This is a genomic window from Okibacterium sp. HSC-33S16 (assembly GCF_024171565.1).
Classification (GTDB): domain Bacteria; phylum Actinomycetota; class Actinomycetes; order Actinomycetales; family Microbacteriaceae; genus Mycetocola_A.
In genome coordinates this window covers 481,942-501,274 of sequence record NZ_JALJZZ010000001.1, presented here as the reverse complement: position 1 = coordinate 501,274, position 19,333 = coordinate 481,942, and the positions used below count along the sequence as shown (strand labels likewise).

The 19,333-nt window shown below is 65.2% G+C and carries 21 protein-coding genes; 14 read left to right on the top strand and 7 right to left on the bottom strand.

Annotated features, from left to right (window positions below; genetic code table 11):
* The first annotated feature begins 90 nt into the window (after positions 1 to 90).
* The 3 genes from L1277_RS02455 to L1277_RS02445 all read left to right on the top strand — a co-directional run bounded on the left by L1277_RS02455 (position 91) and on the right by L1277_RS02445 (position 1,157).
* Complete coding sequence (locus L1277_RS02455; RefSeq protein WP_253374757.1) at positions 91 to 315, top strand: DUF3107 domain-containing protein; 225 nt, start codon at positions 91 to 93, stop codon at positions 313 to 315.
* Between the two features lie 5 nt (positions 316 to 320).
* Positions 321 to 608 (top strand): hypothetical protein, encoded by a 288-nt coding sequence (locus tag L1277_RS02450; RefSeq protein WP_253374756.1) that lies wholly within the window; start codon positions 321 to 323, stop codon positions 606 to 608.
* Between the two features lie 147 nt (positions 609 to 755).
* Positions 756 to 1,157 (top strand): type II toxin-antitoxin system VapC family toxin, encoded by a 402-nt coding sequence (locus L1277_RS02445; protein WP_253374755.1) that lies wholly within the window; start codon positions 756 to 758, stop codon positions 1,155 to 1,157.
* Here L1277_RS02445 and L1277_RS02440 read toward each other — a convergent pair.
* Positions 1,147 to 1,860, bottom strand: coding sequence for a ferritin-like fold-containing protein (locus L1277_RS02440; protein WP_253374754.1), 714 nt, complete (start codon positions 1,858 to 1,860; stop codon positions 1,147 to 1,149). The genes L1277_RS02445 and L1277_RS02440 overlap by 11 nt on opposite strands.
* Positions 1,861 to 2,011: 151 nt before the next feature.
* On the opposite strand from L1277_RS02440, the gene L1277_RS02435 reads away from it, so the two are divergent.
* Both L1277_RS02435 and L1277_RS02430 read left to right on the top strand, forming a co-directional pair.
* Positions 2,012 to 3,430, top strand: a complete 1,419-nt coding sequence (locus L1277_RS02435) for a DEAD/DEAH box helicase (protein WP_256481410.1) — start codon at positions 2,012 to 2,014, stop codon at positions 3,428 to 3,430.
* Between the two features lie 145 nt (positions 3,431 to 3,575).
* Complete coding sequence (locus L1277_RS02430) at positions 3,576 to 3,758, top strand: hypothetical protein (RefSeq protein ID WP_253374752.1); 183 nt, start codon at positions 3,576 to 3,578, stop codon at positions 3,756 to 3,758.
* Between the two features lie 172 nt (positions 3,759 to 3,930).
* Here L1277_RS02430 and L1277_RS02425 read toward each other — a convergent pair whose 3' ends face one another.
* Entirely contained in the window at positions 3,931 to 4,809 is an 879-nt protein-coding gene (locus L1277_RS02425; RefSeq protein ID WP_253374751.1) for a PHP domain-containing protein, read from the bottom strand.
* A 78-nt stretch (positions 4,810 to 4,887) separates the two neighbouring features.
* Between L1277_RS02425 and L1277_RS02420 the strand changes: the two genes are divergently transcribed.
* Both L1277_RS02420 and L1277_RS02415 read left to right on the top strand, forming a co-directional pair.
* Positions 4,888 to 5,928, top strand: a complete 1,041-nt coding sequence (locus L1277_RS02420) for an endonuclease/exonuclease/phosphatase family protein (RefSeq protein WP_308215071.1) — start codon at positions 4,888 to 4,890, stop codon at positions 5,926 to 5,928.
* A gap of 46 nt (positions 5,929 to 5,974) precedes the next feature.
* Positions 5,975 to 7,411: an aminopeptidase P family protein gene (locus tag L1277_RS02415; protein WP_253374750.1), complete on the top strand. Its 1,437-nt coding sequence runs from the start codon at positions 5,975 to 5,977 to the stop codon at positions 7,409 to 7,411.
* 67 nt (positions 7,412 to 7,478) lie between these two features.
* Here the strand turns inward: L1277_RS02415 and L1277_RS02410 are convergent, their stop codons facing one another.
* Positions 7,479 to 7,988, bottom strand: coding sequence for a general stress protein (locus L1277_RS02410; protein WP_253374749.1), 510 nt, complete (start codon positions 7,986 to 7,988; stop codon positions 7,479 to 7,481).
* Positions 7,989 to 8,087: 99 nt separating this feature from the next.
* Between L1277_RS02410 and L1277_RS02405 the strand changes: the two genes are divergently transcribed.
* The 4 genes from L1277_RS02405 to L1277_RS02390 are packed head-to-tail and all read left to right on the top strand — an operon-like array spanning position 8,088 to position 11,890.
* Positions 8,088 to 9,374, top strand: coding sequence for a magnesium transporter MgtE N-terminal domain-containing protein (locus L1277_RS02405; RefSeq protein WP_253374748.1), 1,287 nt, complete (start codon positions 8,088 to 8,090; stop codon positions 9,372 to 9,374).
* Between the two features lie 52 nt (positions 9,375 to 9,426).
* Entirely contained in the window at positions 9,427 to 9,879 is a 453-nt protein-coding gene (locus L1277_RS02400; protein ID WP_253375268.1) for a DUF1003 domain-containing protein, read from the top strand.
* Complete coding sequence (locus L1277_RS02395; RefSeq protein WP_253374747.1) at positions 9,866 to 11,038, top strand: P-loop NTPase; 1,173 nt, start codon at positions 9,866 to 9,868, stop codon at positions 11,036 to 11,038. Before L1277_RS02400 ends, L1277_RS02395 begins: the two co-directional genes overlap by 14 nt.
* 12 nt (positions 11,039 to 11,050) lie before the next feature.
* Positions 11,051 to 11,890: a hypothetical protein gene (locus L1277_RS02390; RefSeq protein WP_253374746.1), complete on the top strand. Its 840-nt coding sequence runs from the start codon at positions 11,051 to 11,053 to the stop codon at positions 11,888 to 11,890.
* A gap of 7 nt (positions 11,891 to 11,897) precedes the next feature.
* Here L1277_RS02390 and L1277_RS02385 read toward each other — a convergent pair whose 3' ends face one another.
* Positions 11,898 to 12,329, bottom strand: coding sequence for a Sec-independent protein translocase TatB (locus tag L1277_RS02385; protein WP_253374745.1), 432 nt, complete (start codon positions 12,327 to 12,329; stop codon positions 11,898 to 11,900).
* Between the two features lie 81 nt (positions 12,330 to 12,410).
* Between L1277_RS02385 and L1277_RS02380 the strand changes: the two genes are divergently transcribed.
* Positions 12,411 to 13,040, top strand: coding sequence for a class I SAM-dependent methyltransferase (locus tag L1277_RS02380; RefSeq protein ID WP_253374744.1), 630 nt, complete (start codon positions 12,411 to 12,413; stop codon positions 13,038 to 13,040).
* A gap of 70 nt (positions 13,041 to 13,110) precedes the next feature.
* Here L1277_RS02380 and L1277_RS02375 read toward each other — a convergent pair whose 3' ends face one another.
* The 3 genes from L1277_RS02375 to dapE form a co-directional block, all read right to left on the bottom strand.
* Positions 13,111 to 13,287, bottom strand: coding sequence for a DUF3117 domain-containing protein (locus tag L1277_RS02375; protein ID WP_147782794.1), 177 nt, complete (start codon positions 13,285 to 13,287; stop codon positions 13,111 to 13,113).
* Positions 13,288 to 13,380: 93 nt separating this feature from the next.
* A complete protein-coding gene (locus tag L1277_RS02370) occupies positions 13,381 to 14,586 on the bottom strand; it encodes a hypothetical protein (RefSeq protein WP_253374743.1) in 1,206 nt (401 codons plus the stop codon).
* Positions 14,573 to 15,676 carry a succinyl-diaminopimelate desuccinylase gene (gene dapE / locus L1277_RS02365; protein ID WP_253374742.1) on the bottom strand — a complete coding sequence of 368 codons (1,104 nt, stop codon included), beginning with the start codon at positions 15,674 to 15,676 and terminating at the stop codon, positions 14,573 to 14,575. The genes L1277_RS02370 and dapE overlap by 14 nt, the downstream gene beginning before the upstream one ends.
* Before the next feature lie 63 nt (positions 15,677 to 15,739).
* On the opposite strand from dapE, the gene dapD reads away from it, so the two are divergent.
* Together dapD and L1277_RS02355 are read left to right on the top strand one after the other, a co-directional pair.
* Positions 15,740 to 16,705, top strand: coding sequence for a 2,3,4,5-tetrahydropyridine-2,6-dicarboxylate N-succinyltransferase (gene dapD, locus L1277_RS02360; protein ID WP_253374741.1), 966 nt, complete (start codon positions 15,740 to 15,742; stop codon positions 16,703 to 16,705).
* Between the two features lie 40 nt (positions 16,706 to 16,745).
* The gene (locus L1277_RS02355; RefSeq protein ID WP_253374740.1) at positions 16,746 to 19,280 is read left to right on the top strand and encodes a penicillin acylase family protein; all 2,535 of its coding nucleotides are present in this window, start codon (positions 16,746 to 16,748) and stop codon (positions 19,278 to 19,280) included.
* The last annotated feature ends 53 nt before the right edge of the window (positions 19,281 to 19,333 follow it).

Sequence of the window (19,333 nt, the reverse complement as noted above, 5' to 3'; positions counted from 1 at the left end):
CACTGTTCGCTCTCGGCGAGTGCCCCGAGGTCGAGGGCCGTTGATCAACTGCCGTAATGTGGGGCGTAACGCAACGAAAGGTGCTGCCAAGTGGAAATCCGTATCGGTATTACGAACAGCGGTCGCGAGCTCAGCTTTGAGTCGTCCCAGTCGACATCAGAGATCGAGAAGCTCATCGCCGACGCTCTCGACTCGAGCAAGAGCTACTTCACAATCAGCGACGACAAGGGAAAGAGCTACATCATCCCCACCGCTGGCCTCGCCTACGTCGAGATCGGCAGCGAAGAAACCCGCCGCATCGGCTTCGTCGGATAGTCCTCGTGGAACTCCTCTTCATCATGCTGTTCGGCATCGCGCTCGGAACAGGCGCCAGGTACCTGGCGCCGCGGCGCGACACGCACGGGGTTGCCCTGATGCCCGCGATCGGCGGCATCGTCGCCGGTGTCGTCTGGCTCGGTCTGACCTGGCTCGGCTGGGCGTGGGACGGTGGCATGATCTGGGTCGTCACCCTGCTGGCCTCCGCCGTCGTTTCGGCGGTCGTTGCACTGGTTCTCGGACGCACACGAGCGACGTCAGACGAGAAGCGACTTGTCGCTCTAGGTGGCTGACGCAGCAGAAGCACACACATCAATGGCCGGGCGCATGAGCGCCCGGCCATTCGTGTCTCACAACTCTTCGTGGTCGGCAATTGCCCTTTTGGGCCAACGCGGTTCGTGCGAAAGTAAAACCATGGTCCCGGCACATGGTCGACACAGATGACACGGTTTGTGGTCGACGCCTCGGTTGTGCTGCATCTCTTGCACGAGAAACTCTCGGTGGCTCCCGCCCACTCCCTCCTGGCTCCCAGCCTGATTCGATCCCAACTGCTGTCACTGCTCCACGAAGCCGTGGCGCGCGGCGAACTGGATCCGCACGACGCGATGGCCCAGCTGGCCCGCTTCTCCGACCTGTCGATCCGCCTCCTCGGCGACTCTGCTCTCCGACGCCGCGCCTGGATCGTCGCCGATGAACTCGGCTGGTCCTCGACCTACGACGCCGAGTACATCGCGCTCACCCAGTTGCAGGGTGACGCGTTTGTGACGCTCGAGAATGAGCTCGCCGGGCGCGTCGCTGGCGTCGTCGAACTCGCGTCGGTCGACGACCTGCTTAGGCCGTGAGGCCGAGGGCGTCCATGCGCCGCGTATGCGTCGCAATCAGTTCGGTGAAGACGGGTTCGATGCGCGCTTCCTCCGACTCGCTGTGACCCTCGAGAACGAGCGCAGACTGCGCGAGGAGAAGGGTGTCGCCCAGCAGTCGCCTGCCGCACATGGCAAGGAAATGAGCGCGCTTGGGATCGACGCCGATGGCATCCGTCAATAACGACACAATCCCGGCCGCACCGGAATCGGCTCCGAGAAGGCTTGCATACCGCGCGCCCGAATCGTGCGGCAGCCCGTCCGAGAGCCGAATAAAAAAATCGTCGAGAAATCCCTGCGTGATGTAGATGCTCAGCAGATTCTCATTGACGGATGCTCCGCGCGTCAGAGTGAGAAAACGGTCAACTCGAGAGACATACGGTGCCATTGCCTCGGTCGGGTCTTCGCCACGGCGACGGATCTCGGCGACGAGACCGTGGTGTTTGGCCAGCGCAAAACCTGCAGCCGTCGAGAGGGTCTCCTTCGCCGCCAACTCGCTGATCGCGGAGACCATGGAGATCGACTGGAAGAAGCCGAGCTGGAGATAAGCGACGAGGCCGAGATAGCTCGAGGTGTCCGGAGCCAGTTCGGCGAAGTCAACTTTGGTCGAGACGAGGTGGCTTGCACGTGACCGAAGTCGGGGCAGCGGCGCACCCGGCCGGGGATAGCGAAACCATGAAACCACGGCTCAAGCATAGGTGCTCGGGTAGTGTGGAACTGTCCCGGCAACGGATCGGGACCCTACGCCTGGGTAAACATGCAGGGCGTAGACCTCTTTTATGCATGAACAGGCAACTATAAACGTGAACTTTACTGACCTCGGCGTCGACCAGGATATGGCCGACGCCCTCGCGGCGAAGGGCATCCTCTCGCCCTTCCCCATCCAGGAACAGACCATCCCCCTCGCCCTCGACGGGCAGGACATCATCGGCCAGGCGAAGACCGGAACCGGCAAGACCTTCGGGTTCGGCCTTCCGCTTCTCCAGCGCATCGGCAGCGACCCGGCTCCCGGCGTTGTCGCGCTCATCGTTGTTCCGACCCGTGAACTCTGCGTTCAGGTCACCGAGGACATCGAGCTCGCAGCGGGCAACCGCCCGACCAAGATCGTCTCGATCTACGGCGGTAAGGCATACGAGGGCCAGATCGAGCAGCTCAAGGCAGGCGCGCAGGTTGTCGTCGGCACGCCAGGCCGCCTGATCGACCTCAACAACCAGCGACTCCTCGACCTCTCGAACGTGCGCGAGATGGTGCTGGACGAGGCCGACAAGATGCTCGACCTCGGCTTCCTGGCCGACATTGAGAAGCTCTTCTCGAAGACCCCGGCTACCCGGCACACGATGCTCTTCTCGGCAACCATGCCGGGCCCGATCGTCGCGCTGGCGCGTCGGTTCATGTCAAAGCCGATCCACATCCGCGCGTCTGACCCCGATGAGGGCCTCACCCAGGCCAACATCAAGCACCTCGTCTACCGCGCACACAACATGGACAAGGACGAGGTCATCGCCCGCATCCTGCAGGCTGAAGAACGCGGCAAGACCGTCATCTTCACCCGAACCAAGCGTGCGGCAGCGAAGCTCGTCGAGGAACTGAACGACCGCGGCTTCAACGCCGCCGCCGTGCACGGCGACCTCGGTCAGGAGCAGCGTGAGCGGGCCATGGCCGCGTTCAAGGCGGGCAAGAAGGACGTCCTCATTGCAACGGATGTCGCGGCGCGCGGAATCGACGTCAACGACGTCACCCACGTGATCAACCACACGATTCCCGAAGACGAGAAGACCTACCTGCACCGCGTCGGTCGCACTGGCCGCGCCGGCAAGACCGGTATTGCCGTGACCTTCGTGGACTGGGACGACCTGCACAAGTGGGCGCTCATTAACAAGGCGCTCGACTTCGGTCAGCCGGAGCCGACCGAGACGTACTCGTCGAGCCCGCACCTCTTCACCGACCTCAACATTCCCGAGGGAACCAAGGGCCGGCTCAAGGCATCCACTGCATCTGGTGCCCCGTCCGAGAAGCGCACCGGTTCACGCGACGGCGCACGTCGCGAGGGCAGCGCACGCACAGACGGCGGGTCACGTGGTTCGAGCCGGAGCAGGACGCGCACTCGCACCGCGCCGGCCTCCACGGAAGCGACTCGCGATGAGGCTCCCGTCGCCGCCGGCACTCACGACGGCCAGGGTACAGAGCACCACGACGGCAACAGCGGTCCTCGCCGTCGCACCCGCACTCGTCGGCGCACGAACCGCCCCGAGTAGCAACTCGTCCACCTTAAGCAGGCCCGTTCGACCATGTGTCGGGCGGGCCTGTGTGTTGGTGGTTGACCGGCGGTGCTCGGTCAGAAACGGTCACTCACGCGAAATCGAGGTCACTACTGGTCGTTCCAGCGGAATCTCGGTCACTATGCGCGAGAAAAAGTCGACTTTCCTCACCACAATCGACCGAGCAACGCTCTGCGTCGCCACTACCGACGGAGCAACGAGTTACCTCGCCACAGCTGTCGCCACTATTGACGGAGCAACGATCAGCACGGCCACAACTGTCGCCACAACTGACGGAGCAGCGAACGCCCACCGCCACTACTGACCGAATAACGCCGCGGCAATGCCCATGCGCTAGCGCTCGGTCATTACTGATCGTCGCACCAGAATCTCGGTCACTATGTGCGAGAAAAGGTTGACTTTCCTCGCCACAACTGGCGGAGCAACGAACGGCATCGCCACTACTGACGGAGCAACGCCGCAGCAGAACGCCTGCGCTACCGCGCGCCGGGGTAGACGGGGCTCGAACCGGTTCCCTCATTGATGATCGCCTGGAGAACCTCATCCGCCGTGGTGTTCTCACCGAGACGGTTGGGCTTGCCCGCACCGTGGTAGTCACTTGACCCGGTCAGGACGAGACCAAATTTCTTCGCCAGTTCCCGCAGCCGCACCTTGCCGTCGTCCGTGTTCTCACGATGATCGATCTCGAGACCGAACAGGCCGGCGTCGACGAGCTGTGACAGGTGTTGCTCGTCGATCATGGCGTCCCGCCCGCGCGTCGCCGGGTGAGCAATGACGGGCACTCCCCCGGCCCGACGCACCAGCGTCACCGCAAGAAGCGGGTCGGGGGCATAGTGCGGCAGGTAATAGCCGTTTCGTGGATGCAGGATGCCGGTGAACGCTTCGCTTCGCGTCGGCACGTGCCCCCGCGCGACGAGAGCGTCGGCGATGTGCGGACGTCCCACTGTCGCCCCTGGCGTGGTCTGGGCAAGCACATCGTCCCAGTCAAGGTCGTAGTCGACGCCAATGCGCCGCACGATGGACTCCGCGCGCTTGAGACGTGACTCGCGGATCCGCGCTGTCTCGGCCACGAGATCAGCGGACAGCGGATCGAAGAGGTACGCAAGCAGATGGACGCTCTTGTAGCCGTAGCGCGTGCTGAATTCCATCCCCGGGATGAACGTGATGTTTTGCTTCTGCGCTTCACCGGACGCTTCATGCCAGCCGGCCGTCGAATCGTGATCGGTCAGTGCGACTGCGCCAAGCCCTGCAGCCGCCGCCTCGCGGACCAGCCGGGACGGTGATTCCGTGCCATCCGATACCCGCGAGTGCGTGTGCAGGTCACTGGGCCCGCGGAACAACATATCCCCTGACATAGAGCCAGTGTATGGGGCACAGAGGCAGCTCCAGGCACCGGCGCGGTTCCCAGCCGGGTGACGGCTGGTATCGATAGTGTGGGGCTCACAATGCTCAAGTTCCTCGGCGCCGTTGTGACCATCGCGGTCGCTGTACTGCTTCTCATCATCACCTGGCCCAGCCTGTTCGGCTTCCACACGACATGGATCCTCGCCCAGGTCATTAGCATGCGCTCACTTGTCACCGCCGGTGCCGTTCTCGCCGCCGTCCTTTTTCTCCTGCTGGCAGCGGCGCGCCCGCTTCGTGCTTTCGCGGGAACCATGGTCGTGCTGCTCGTTGCGTTCGCGATTGTCAACGTCGTGATTCTAAATGGTCGTGGTTTCGGCACTGTTGAATTCGCCGACAAGGCACCGGATTCGATTACCGTAATGAGTTGGAACACCCTCGGTGACGCACCGGGGTCTGCGGCTGTAGCAAAGCTCGCCGTCGAGGCGGACGTCGATGTGATTTCACTGCCCGAGACCACCCAGGAGACAGGGATCGAGATCGCCGAGGCGATGCGCGACGTCGGTCGACCCATGTGGGTGCACACCGAATGGTTCGACCAGATCTCTCCTGCTCGCTCAACCACGGTCCTGGTGAGCCCCGACCTTGGCGACTACACGAAGGTCACGAGCAACGAAGAGCGCAGCGAAAACACCAAGGTTCTGCCGACCGTCATCGTGAAGCCGATTAATGGCGACGGCCCCACCATCGTGGCCGCCCACGCCGTTGCGCCCATCGACGGCCAGATGGAGAACTGGCGCGACGACCTCGACTGGCTCTCCAACCAGTGTGTCGCAGGCAGCGTCATCATGGCGGGAGACTTCAACGCCACCGTCGACAACATGGCCGGGCTCGGCTCGACCGATGAGGCGACCCTCGGTGCGTGTGTCGACGCGGGCCGCGCGTCGGGCAACGGCGCGGTCGGCACCTGGCCAAGCAAAATTCCTGCACTGCTCGGCGCTCCGATCGACCATGTCATGGCGACGCCGGATTGGACGGTCACGGGCATGCGGGTAGCGACCGAGGTCGACGGCACCGGTAGCGACCACCGCCCGGTCATCGTGCAGTTAAGCCGCACACCCGCCGAAGGCTAACCAGGCGGGCCTCGCTCTGCCCCGCCGTCGGGTGGACAATGGAGGGATGCAGAGCGAAACCATCGAATCCACCACCGGCGTCGCGCCGGCGAGCGAAGAAACCACGAGCGAAGAGCCCAGGGGCACGTCAAACCGCTCCACCACCCCGGCGTCAACCGAGTTTCAGGACTACATCGGCTCCAACTGGGCCGACCGGGTTGACGAACTGCCCGCCGCACGCGAGCAGGCCCCGTTCGCTGCGAAGCGCCGTGCGCTCGTCTCCGCGGCCTTCACCGGCAAGCGCATTGTGGTGCCAGCCGGTTCGCTCAAGGAACGCTCCAACGACACCGACTACCCGTTCCGTGCGCACTCGGCATTTGCCCACCTGACCGGCTGGGGCGCCGACAGCGAACCCGATTCGGTGCTGGTGCTGGAGCCCGCCGGTGATGGCCACGACGCCACGCTCTACTTCCGGGAGCGCGCTGATCGCAGCTCGAGCGAGTTCTATGCCAACCCGGCCATCGGTGAGTTCTGGATCGGCCCGCGTCCCTCGCTGGCGCAGGTCGCCGCAGACCTCGACATCCGTACCGCTGCGCTCGAAGATTTTCACACGACGGATGCCGATCTGACGGTTAATGAGGACGACGAACTGTCCACCTTCCTTTCGGAGATGCGGCTCGTTAAGGATGAGTTCGAGATCGCGCAGATCCGCCTCGCCGTCGACGCAACGGCCCGAGGCTTCACCGACGTCATCGCCGACTTCCCGCGCATCACCGCCGAGGAGCGCGGCGAACGTGCGGTGGAGGGCGTGTTTTACACCCGCGCGCGACTCGACGGCAACGCCGTCGGCTACGACACCATTGCCGCGTCCGGGCCGCACGCTTGCATCCTGCACTGGACCCGCAACGACGGCCCCGTCGTGCCGGGCGACCTCATGCTCCTCGACGCCGGCGTCGAGGTCGACAGCCTCTACACCGCAGACATCACCCGGACGCTCCCCGCCAACGGTCGGTTCTCTGACGTGCAGCGCGCGGTCTACGAAGCGGTGCGCGAAGCCGCAGACGCTGCGTTCGCGATTGTTCGCCCCGGCATCATTTTCCGCGACGTGCACGCCGAAGCCATGAAGGTCATCGCGAAGCACACGGCTGCGTGGGGAATGCTCCCGGTGAGCGCCGAGGAGTCACTTGACCCCACCAAACAGTTCCACCGCCGCTACATGGTGCACGGCACGAGCCACCACCTCGGGCTCGACGTTCACGACTGCGCTCGCGCCCGCCGGGAGATGTACCACGACGGCGAAGTGAAGGAGGGCATGGTCTTCACCATCGAGCCTGGCCTGTACTTCCAGCCCGATGACCTCAGCGTGCCGGAGGAGTTCCGCGGAATCGGCGTGCGCATTGAGGACGACATCCTCGTCACCGCGAACGGCGCAGAGAACCTCTCTGCCGCGATTCCGCGCACGGCAGACGACGTTGAGGCCTGGATCGCCGGCTCGCAGCGCTAACCGCTCACTCGATACACGACACAGGCCGCGCCCCTCGGGCACGGCCTGTGTCGTGTAAGAACCGGTCTTACGGCTGCTGCTGCTCCTGCGCCGATCCATCGAGGAGGTTGCGGGCGCGGTTGGCCAGCTCGGGGGCGACCGTGACCGCATAACTCGTGGCGATCACCTGCATCACCGAGGTGAAGTCCTTGCGGCGGCGATTGAGCGCGTAGGAGACGACGGAGAACATCATGCCGAATGCGGCACCGATGAGCACAGCTGCGCCGACGAACGTGAAGTTGGCTGCGGGGTTGATGATGATGAGCAGCAGCCCGAAGAAGAGGCCAAGCCAGGCGCCGCTCAGCGCGCCGGCTCCGGCGGTGCGTCCGTAGCTCAGGCGACCGGTTACCCGTTCGACGCTCTTGAGCCCGTCACCGACGATGGAGATTTGCTTCACCGGAAAGTCGGCTTGCGCGAGCGTGTCAACGGCACTCTGCGCCTGCTTGTAGCTCTCGAAGCTTGCGACGGTTTCCCCCCGCGGAATCATGGCCTCAAAGGGGTACTGGTTGGCGCCGCGGCGCTGTTGTGGATTGCTCACTCTCCCATTCTCCCACCGGTATGGGGCTGAACGCAGCCCCATGGCATCCGCTTCACCGACTCTCCAGCTTCTGTCGGCAATCGGCACTAAGTTAGAGGGGTGAGTGGCTCGAGAGTTTTCGTCGCCCGGTTGGCCGGGTGCACAGTCTTCGACCCCGCGGGTGACCGTGTGGGCAAGGTGCGTGACGTGCTCGTGGTCTACCGAAAAAACGACCCGCCCCGCGTGGTCGGCCTGATCGTCGAAATCCCCGGCAAACGACGCGTCTTCGTGTCGATCGGGCGCGTGACGTCGATCGCCTCCGGCCAGATCATCACCACGGGCCTCATCAACGTGCGCCGCTTTGAGCAGCGCGGCGGTGAAGTTCGAGTGATCGCCGAACTGCTCGGCCGCAAGGTGCTCTTTGTTGACGGATCGGGCGAGGCCACCATCGAAGACGTCGCCATTGAGGAAGTCGGGCCGGGCGCGTGGGCCGTGAGCCAGTACTTTGTGCGCAGGCCGAAGCTGTCGGCGTCGCCGTTTGCCAAGGGAACCACCACTTTCGCCACCTGGCGCGAGATTCGGGAGAAGCAGACCGGGTCTGAAGCCCAATCGGCTGAGCAACTCATCGCAACCTACTCCGACCTCAAACCGGCCGACCTCGCCAACACCCTGCTCGACCTGCCGCAGGACCGCATGATCGAGGTCGTCGAAGAGCTTCCCGACGACCGTCTGGCGGACGCGCTCGAGGAGATGCCGGAGTCCGATCAGGTGTCGATCCTCACCGAACTCGGCGACGAGCGTGCTGCAGACGTTCTCGACCAGATGCAGCCAGACGATGCGGCAGACCTCATCGCGCAGCTTCCGCTTGAGCGTGGTGAACACCTGCTCGAACTGATGGAGCCCGAAGAGGCCGAAGATGTGCGCATGCTCCTCGCCTTCGCGCCGGACACCGCCGGTGGCCTGATGACGACAGAGCCCGTGATCCTCTCGGCCGACTCCACGGTGGCCGAAGCGCTCGCACTCATTCGGCGACCGGAACTGCCGCCGGCGCTTGGCGCCGCCGTGTGCGTCACGCTTCCGCCGTATGAACCGCCTACGGGGCGCTACCTCGGCATCGTGCACTTCCAGCGGATGCTGCGCTATCCGCCACACGAACGGCTCGGCGCGATCATGGACCAGAGCCTCGATCCGGTGACCGCCAAGTCATCGGCCGCGGAGGTGTCACGGATCCTCGCGAGCTACGACCTCGTTTCGGTGCCTGTCGTCGACGACACTCACAGACTCGTCGGGGTGGTGACAATTGACGATGTCCTCGACTACCTGTTGCCCGAAGACTGGCGAAGTCAGAACGACGATGAACCAGTGATGACGCATAGACCACAGGGAAGGAGGGCAGTTCGTGGCTAGGAACCGCAAGAACGACGTGCGCCTCGACGCTCCAAAGGGGCTTCGCACCTCGATGCTTCCCGGGCGCAAACGTGAGTCACGCGACAGGTTCGGTCGATTCACCGAGTGGGTCGCTCGTGCCATGGGAACCCCGGGGTTCCTGGCCGGGCTCACGATCTTCTGCCTCGCGTGGATCGCCTACAACACCTGGGGTCCCGAGAATTTCCGCTTTGACTCGGCGGCCCTGGGTTTCACGGCACTGACGCTGATTCTCTCGTTGCAGGCGTCGTATGCGGCCCCCCTCATCCTCCTGGCGCAGAACCGGCAGGACGACCGTGACCGCGTGCAGATCGAGCAGGACCGCCAGCGCTCCGAGCGCAACCTCAACGACACCGAGTACCTTGCCCGCGAGGTCGTCGCCCTGCGGCTCGCCATGAAGGATATGGCGTCGAAGGATTTCATCCGGCAGGAACTGCGCAGCCTCCTCGACGAACTCGAGAAAGACAAGGACGATGCTCCCCGCTGATCTGGTCTCCCGCGTCAGCACGGCGCTGAGCTCCGTGATCGACCCGGAAATCCGGCGTCCCATCACCGAGCTGGGCATGGTCGGCGACGTCTCAGTGACCGAGGACGGCACGGCTTCGGTCGCCATCAAACTCACCATCGTCGGCTGCCCGGCCGCCACGGCGATCGAACGCAACGTCACCGCCGCCGTCGCTGGTGTGCCCGGCGTCACCCGCGCCGACATCTCGGTGGGCGTGATGACCGCAGACGAACGCCGCGCCCTCACCGAATCACTTCGCGGCTCGCGCGGAGCCAGGCACATGCCATTCGGCCCCGACTCGCTTACCCGGGTGTACGCCATCACGAGCGGCAAGGGCGGCGTCGGCAAGTCGACACTCACCGCTAACCTCGCGGCCGAACTGGCCTCGCGGGGACTCTCCGTTGGCATCGTCGACGCTGACGTGCACGGTTTCTCTATCCCCGGCCTGTTAGGACTGACGGATGCCACGGCGCAGCCGGGCACCATCACCACACCCACACAGGTGGGAGACATGATCCTTCCTCCGATCGGCTACGGCGTGAAGGTCATCTCGATCGGCATGTTCCTCGGTCAGGCCGCAGGACATGACACCAAACCGCAGGCCGTCGCCTGGCGCGGACCGATGCTTCACCGCACGCTCAACCAGTTCCTCACCGATGTTTATTTTGGTGACCTCGACGTGCTGCTCCTTGACCTGCCGCCCGGCACCGGTGATGTGGCGATCTCGCTGGGCCAGTTGCTTCCGAACGCCGAGGTCCTCGTTGTCACCACACCGCAGCCTGCCGCCGCCGACGTCGCCGAACGAAGCGGCATCGTTGCCCGGCAAACCGGCCAGAAGGTCATTGGCGTGATCGAGAACATGGCCGGGCTGGCCCAACCCGATGGCTCGGTGCTCTCCCTCTTCGGTGAGGGTGGCGGAGCGGAGGTCGCGCGCCGCTTGAGCGCAGATAGCGACGCGGTGCCGCTCATCGCGAGCGTTCCGCTCAGTGTGCCGTTGCGGGCCGGTGGCGACGCCGGTGCGCCGGTGGTCCTCGAGCATCCGGACGACCCGGCGAGCGTCGCGATCCGTTCGGTCGCCGACGCACTGCTCTCCCGCGGTCGCGGCCTCGTCGGTCGCTCACTGGGGCTCGCCCCGGTCTGAGTGGCGGCAGTCATGCGGCGGCGGTTTCTCTGGGTAGGAGTCATCGCCGCTGCCCTTCTTCCCGCGCTGGCGGGGTGCTCGGCGGCCCCATCTCCGGCCCCGCTCGACGGTGTGCGGTTTGAGGTGATGCAGGGTCGCACCGATTACACCAGCGGCACACTCGTGCTCCGCGTCATCAACGGGGGGCCGTCGGCGGTGACGCTCACGCGCTCCGACCTGACCTGGGCCGGTTTCAGCGACGCCGCAGAATGGTCCGCGACCACTCTCGATGCTGGGCGCACCGTCGATCTCAGAACCGACGTCCCTGCCCTCGACTGCGACGCGGCGTCCACAGCGGCGCCAACTCTCTCCGTCCGGACATCGGGAAGCAGTCGCGCCGTCACGGTGACGCCCGATGATCCGCTCGCGACTCTCCCCCGCCTTCACGACACCGGCTGCGTGACTGTTCGCCTCAACCGGATTGCCGCCATCGACCTCGCCGGCCCGCTGGGCCTTGAGGGCTCCGGCGACGACGCGGTGGCGGTGCTCTCCCTCCGGCTCACGCCGACCGGCGCCGACGGCACCGTGCAACTCACCGGAGTCGGCTCCACTCCCCTGCTCGCACCCGCCGACGGAGCCGAGAGGTGGCCGCTCTCGCTGACGGTGGAGGCGACATCCGCTGTTCAGACCGTGGATCTGCGCATTCGACCCGCGCGCTGCGACAGCCACGCTCTCGCCGAAGACAAGATTGGCACCGTGCTCGTGCTCAGTGTGCGGATCGACGGCATCGACGGCGTCTCGCGGTTCCCCGTCGATGACAGCACGCGCCAGGCGCTCTATGCCTTTGTGAAGTCCGTCTGCGGGATGCCGTGAGAAATCGTTAGGTCGCTTCGAGGTCAAACGGCGGTGCGGCGACCGTTTCGCCCTCGATGATCTTGCGCTGCCGGTCAGCGGCCGTACTCAGCCGCGGCTTCTGCCAGATGACGTCGTCATCGGCCGTGGCCGTCGACGCCGACTTATCGAAACTGGGCGGCGAGATCACCGGCGCCGGCGGCGAGTCATCGAGCAGCGCCTCTCGAATGATGCGGCGCGGGTCGTACTGGCGGGGGTCGAGCTTCTTCCAGTCGACCTCGTCGAACTCCGGCCCCATCTCGTCGCGCATGCGTTCCTTGGCTCCCTGCGCCATGTCGCGCAGCGAGCGGATGAGGCGGGCGAACTGCGCTGCATAGCCGGGAAGCCGCTCCGGCCCAAGCAGGAAGACAGCAATCACCCCGATGATGAGGAGCTTCTCGAAAGTGAGGCCGAAGAACACGAGTTCAGACTATCGCGCCGCGCCTGACAAATGGCGTGATGACGCTGGGATACTGTGGGGTCGAACCACACGGGAGCTGAAGTGTCTGAACAAGATTCGAACTGGAAATACGCCGACTACATCGTCACCGAGTCCGATTCGATCCAGAAGGCGCGTGCCCAGTCGCTCGAACTCGGCATCGAACCGATCTCACCGGCCATGGGCGCACAGGCCGCAGTCATCGCGGCGACCACAGCAGCGGTCAACATTGTCGAAATCGGAACCGGTGCCGGCCTCTCCGGACTCTGGCTGCTGTCACCCTCTGAGCGGTCAGTGCTCACCACCATCGACTCCGAGGCCGAACACCAGGGGTACGCCCGGCAGATGTTCTCTGACGCCCGCATCGCCCCGAACCGGGTGCGCCTGATCACGGGCCGCTCGCTCGACGTGCTCACCCGCATGAACGAGAACTCCTACGACATCGTCTTCGTCGACGCTGACCCCGGCCAGGTGATCGAGAACGTCGAGCACGGCCTGCGTCTCGCCCGCATCGGTGGCACCGTCCTCGTGCCACACGCCCTCTGGAAGGGCCGCGTGGCCGACCCGGCCCAGCGCGACGACATCACGAGCGCATTCCGTCTCCTCGTGCAGGAGATCGCGTCGTCTGGCGCCGTCGTCGGCGCCCTCTCCCCGGTCGGCGACGGTCTGTTGCAAATCACCAAGCGCGCCTGACGCTTCGAAAATTAAACAGCGGATGCCTGTGGTCGGCGACCACAGGCATCCGCTGATGTAAAAAAATCAGTTAGCTGGCGGCTGCTACGACTCCAGCCAACGCATCGTGAAGTTCTCGGGCCTCGGCGTCGTTGACTGACACAACCAGGCGGCCTCCACCTTCGAGCGGAACCCGCACGATGATCAACCGACCCTCCTTCACGGCCTCCATTGGCCCGTCGCCAGTCCTCGGCTTCATCGCTGCCATTCGGCTCCCCTTTCGTTGCTTTGTCCTCCTATTATCCGCTACCCACGGGGAACGAGCGAAATCGACCGTCACACTCACCCGAATTGGGGCGGTTTAGGGCGGAGTCCAGTCGTAGCCGTCGACCCGCCAGGCGATCGAGACCCAGCCGATCTGGGCGGCGATGGAGACCAGAACCAGAAGCACGCGATAGACCGGTGATCGGGGAACCGCGAGGGCGCCCGCCGCGGGGAAGAGCGGAACGAGCAGGCGAAACGTGCTCGACTGGGGGAAGAAGACGGCGAACAGGTAGATGAGGTAGCTGGCGAGCCAGAGCCGAAGGTCGACGCCGAGCCGCTTGGCCGCCGGCGAGAGCAGCCCGATGACCGCGAGTGTGACGAACAAAACGACGCCGATGCCGCCCCACCACACGGTGCCGGACAGCCCGAGGCCGTTGGTCGCCCACCACTGGACGCCCTGGAACCACGGGGCGAACGGCAGAAGGTGGCCGTGGCCGATGTAGGCGCTGCGCCAAGCCAGTTCGGTGTCGGTGTATGCGGTGATCGAACCGGTGACGGCCCAGGGGATGGCTGGCCAGGCAAGTCCGAGGGCTCCGCTCGCCGTCGCGAGCAGGAACGGAGGCACGAGGTCGTGAACCGTGTCACCGGTGGATCGGCGGCGAACCCAGCGCACGAGGACGTGCAATACGAGAAACAACGCGAATGCGAGGCCGGCGGGGCGAGTGAGACACATCACCAGGACGACCGGCAGCGCGACGAGGTAGCGCCGGGTGAGCACGAGGTAGAGGGCGCTGGAGAGCAGGAGGAGGTGCAGCGACTCGGCGTATGCCACCTGCAGGATGGGTGACAGCGGGGCGACCGAGAACACCACGACGCTGAACAGCGCCGTGCCCTCGCCGAGGACGAGCCGCATCAACCGATAGAAGACGAGGGAGGTCGCCAGCGCCGCGAGAACGGAGACCGTCACGGCGGCGGGTGCCCAGTCGAGGCCGGTGAGCCCCATGAGGATGCGGACGACAGCCGGGTAGACCGGCATGAACGCCCAGGCGTTTTCGGCGACGTGGCCGTCTGCGGTCATGGGCAAGTCGGTTGGATACCCGGAGAACGCGACGATCTCGTACCAGCGACCGTCCCACATCGACGCAAAGTCGGGGTACGACGGAGAGGCTCCGGTCCACGCGTTGGCAGGCTGCACCCGGGCGAAGGCCAGAAGGATGACCGAGCTGATCAGCCGACCGGCGAGCGCGATGAGGAGGACGCGCCACTGCCAGCGCAGCGAGTGCCAGAGCTTAGGCGAGCGCACCGGTCAGCCAGGTGCGCAATCCGTTCTCGACCGCCACGATCTCGTCGAGGGCGACACGCTCGTCGTCGGCGTGCGCGGTCAACGGGTCACCGGGGCCGTAGTTGACCGCCGGGATGCCGAGCGCCGAGAACCGTGCAACATCGGTCCAGCCGTACTTCGGCAACGCCTGTCCGCCAATGGCGCGGGTGAACTCCTGGGCGAGCGGAGCGTCGAGTCCTGGTCGGGCGCCGTCGGCGGCGTCGCGCACCTCCACCTCGAACCCGGTGAACAGTTCGCGCAGGTATTCGATCGCCTCGGCGGCCGAGCGGTTCGGTGCGAAGCGGTAGTTCACGTGCACCCGGCACTCGTCGGGAATGACGTTGCCCGCGATGCCACCGCTGATGCCGACGGCGTTGAGTCCCTCACGGTAGACCAGCCCGTCGACCTCGACGGATGAGGGCAGGTAAGCGGCGAGGATGTTTAGGACGGGCGAGATCTTGTGGATGGCGTTCTCGCCCACCCAGCTGCGGGCTGAGTGCGCTCGGAGTCCGCGGGTCACCACATCGATCCGGACAGTGCCATTGCAGCCGCCCTCGATGTCGCCGCGGGTGGGTTCACCCAGAATCGCGAAATCCCCGACGAAGAGGTCCGGTCGAGCGGCGGCGAGGAGACCGAGCCCGTTCTTGGCGCTCTCCACTTCTTCGCCGTCGTACCACATCCAGGTCACGTCGATGGCCGGGTCGGTGAGCTCGGCCGCGAGCTTGAGCTGCACCGCCACTCCGCTCTTCATGTCTGCGGTGCCGCGGCCCCACAGGTACTCCCGGCCGTCGACGGTCTCAAACCGGGTAGGAAGATTAGCGTGAACGGGGACCGTGTCGATGTGCCCGGCGATGATCGCGCGCTGTGCTTTGCCGCCGGAAGTGCGTGCCACGACGGTGTTGCCGACGCGGATGACCTCGAGGTGCGGGTAGTCGAGGAGTGTGCGCTCGATCACATCAGCGAGCGGCGCTTCGTTTCCGGAGACCGACTCGATGTCGCAAATCGCCTGGGTGATGTCGATGCTCGAGGCTGAGAGGGACAAAACGGACGGTGACACAGGCGATTCCGGCATGCGATCAGTCTACGGTCGCGGCCCGCCGCGCCGAACGTCATCCCCGTTCGCTAGCCTTGGAGTATGACCGACTCCGCTCTTCCCACGCACGCCTGGGGCTATGGCCTCGCCACCATCGCCGCCGACGGCACCGTCCTCGACACCTGGTACCCGGAACCGCAGCTGGGAAGGATTCCGGCCGGTCGTGAGCGGTGGATTGCCCCGGCCGCGATTGAGGCACTCGCCGGCGAAGATACACGGCGCAACGTGCGCATCGACATCGTCACCGTGGAGATCGAGCTGCAGGCGGCTCCGAAGGACACGCCAGACGCCTACCTTCGGTTGCACCTGCTGTCACACTTGCTCAGCGCACCCAACAGTCTCAACCTCGACGGCATCTTCGGTCACCTGCCGATCGTCGTCTGGACAAACGCGGGGCCCGTCCACCCTGCCGACTTCGACACACTGCGACCGGCCCTGTCCCGTGCCGGCATCTCGGCCACCGGAATCGACAAGTTCCCGCGCATGCTCGACTACGTGACCCCGCCGAAGGTGCGCATCGCCGATGCGTCGCGCGTGCGACTCGGCGCACACCTGGCACCGGGCACAACGGTGATGCACGAGGGCTTCGTGAACTTCAATGCCGGAACGCTGGGCGCCTCGATGGTCGAGGGTCGAATCTCCCAGGGTGTCGTCGTCGGCGACGGCTCCGACATCGGTGGTGGCGCCTCGATCATGGGAACCCTCTCCGGAGGCGGAACCCAACGGGTGACTATTGGCCAGCGCGCGCTGCTCGGCGCGAACTCCGGAATCGGCATCTCGATCGGAGACGACTCCGTCGTCGAGGCTGGGCTCTATGTCACGGCCGGAACCAAGGTCGTCGTCGTCGGCGGACCGAAAACCGCCGACGGCGCACCGCAGACGGTGAAGGCCGTTGAGCTCTCCGGCGTGCCAAACTTGCTCTTCAGACGGAACTCCCTCACCGGCGCCGTCGAAGTGTTGAACCGCACTGGAGCGGGAATCCAGCTCAACGAAGCGTTGCACGCCTGACCTCAGGCCGCACGACTTAGCCCGTTCACAAAGGAGTGATGTGGTTCCCAGGACGCCCCGGACGGCGCGATCGCGCTGGTTCACCGTACTGCTCAGCACTGTGGGCCTTCTCGTCGTCCTGGTGCTTGTCGCCGCTGGCTTCGTGGCGTTCACGGTGCAGCGCTCTTTTCCGCAGGTCAGCGGCGAGCTCACTGTGCCCGGCCTCGACAACTCGGTGACCGTGTCCCGCGACGATGCCGGGATTCCGATGATCGAGGCGGACTCGGCCACCGATTTGTTTCGGGCCCAGGGCTTTGTGCACGCCCAGGACCGGTTCTGGGAGATGGATTTCCGTCGGCACGTGACGAGTGGTCGACTGGCCGAGTTGTTCGGCGAGTCACAGGTGGGAACCGACACCTTCGTTCGCACCCTCGGCTGGCGCAAGGTCGCCGAGAAGGAGGTGGAGGCGCTCGACCCGCTCACGCTGAGCTGGTACCAGGCGTACGCCGACGGGGTGAACGCCTATCTTGATGCGCGGTCGGGTGCCGAGTTGTCGCTGGAGTATGCGGTGCTTGGCCTGCAGAACCCCGGGTATGAGCCAGAGAAGTGGACGCCGGCCGACTCAGTGGCCTGGCTCAAAGCCATGGCCTGGGACCTTCGCTCCAACCTCGAGGACGAAATCGACCGAACGATCCTCGCCACCAGCCTCACCCCCGAGCAGGTGGCGCATGTCTACCCGCCCTACCCGTACGGGGAGAATCCGACAGTGCTGTCGAACGACGCCCGGCCATTCGGAAACGCCACCGGCGACAGTGAAAAAAGCGCACAGGCATCCGTCACGTCATTGTTGTCCCTCAAGAAAATCGTGGCGTCGATGCCGACACTGCTCGGCCGCGCCGGAAGCGACATCGGGTCGAACTCCTGGGTGGTGTCTGGCGACCTCACCGCGAGCGGCAAACCGCTCCTCGCCAACGACCCGCACCTCGGCCCGTCACTCCCCTCGGTCTGGTACCAAATGGGCCTGCGCTGCACGAAAGTGTCGGCGGAATGCCCGTTCGACGTGGCCGGGTTCAGCTTCTCGGGCATGCCGGGCATCATCATCGGTCACAACGCCCGGGTGGCGTGGGGCTTCACCAACCTCGGGCCGGACACCGCCGACCTCTACCTCGAGAAGGTCGCCGACGACAACTACGAGCTCGACGGAACGCTTCGACCCCTGACCGTGCGCGAGGAGGTGGTGAAGGTGGCCGGGGGCGAGGACGTGCCGATCCAGATCCGCTCGACCGGGCGCGGACCACTGGTCACCAGCCTGACCGGTGACTTTGAGGACATCGCGACCGACTACCCGGCCGTCAGTGGCGTGCCTGAGGGTACGTACGAGCTTTCCCTCCAGTGGACGGCGCTCACGCCCGGGCGCACCGCCGGGGCGATCTTCGCGGTGAACACGGCGACCGACTGGGCCAGTTTCCGCGAGGGGGCGAGGCTCTTCGAAGTGCCGTCGCAAAACCTCGTCTACGCCGACGTTGACGGCAACATCGGCTATCAAGCACCCGGACTCATCCCGATCCGCAGTTCAGGTGACGGAACGGTTCCCCAGCCCGGCTGGACCAGCGCCTCCGGCTGGCAGGGCTACATCCCGTTCGAGGCGCTGCCGACGCAATTCAACCCGCCATCGGGCTACATCGTCACGGCCAACAACGCGGTCGTTGGGCCGACCTTTCCCTACCTGATCACCCGCGACTGGGACGCCGGGTACCGCGCCGAGCGCATCGACGAACGGATTCGGGCCCTCATCGACGCGGCGACCCCGATCACGCCCGAGCTCATGAGCGACATCCAGGCCGATAACCACAACGCCTTTGCCGAGACCGTCGCCCCGTACCTCGCCGAACTGACCCCGGCGGGTAACGCCAAAAACGGTACATCGCTGCTCGACGGATGGGACTTCGCCGATGATGCCGACAGCGCACAGAGCGCATACTTCAACATCTTCTGGCGCAATCTGCTCGAGGACACCTTCGCACCGCAGCTGCCAGAGGACCTGCCACCGGCCGGCGGGTCACAGTGGTTCCAGGTGGTGAGCGAGCTGCTCACCCAGCCCAACTCGCCGTGGTGGACGAACGAGAAAGCGGGTACCCGCAACCGCGACGATGCCCTCACCGCTGCTCTGAGCGCCGCGTGGACCGAAGCCGTCGACCGCATGGGCGACGATCCTGACACGTGGTCGTGGGGTGAACTGCACACCCTCACGCTCCGCAACGCGAGCTTCGGTGAGTCCGGCATCGCCCCGATCGAGTGGCTGTTCAACCGTGGACCATACGAGCTCGCCGGCGGTTCCGCCGTCGTCGATGCGGCCGGGTGGTACGCGCCAAACGGTTACGTCGTCGACTGGGTGCCGTCCATGCGCCAGGTGATCGATGTGGCCGACTTCGACAGCTCCACCTGGATCAACCTGGCCGGAGCATCCGGTCACGCTTTCGCGGCAACATACACCGACCAGACGACGCTGTGGCAGGAGCATCGAACGCGGCAATGGAATTTCACAACGGATGCCATTCGGCAGGCAGCAGCGGACGTCCTGACGCTCTCCCCCTAAACGTCCTGGCACGAAACAGCCCCACCGACGAAACGTCGGTGGGGCTGTTCGAT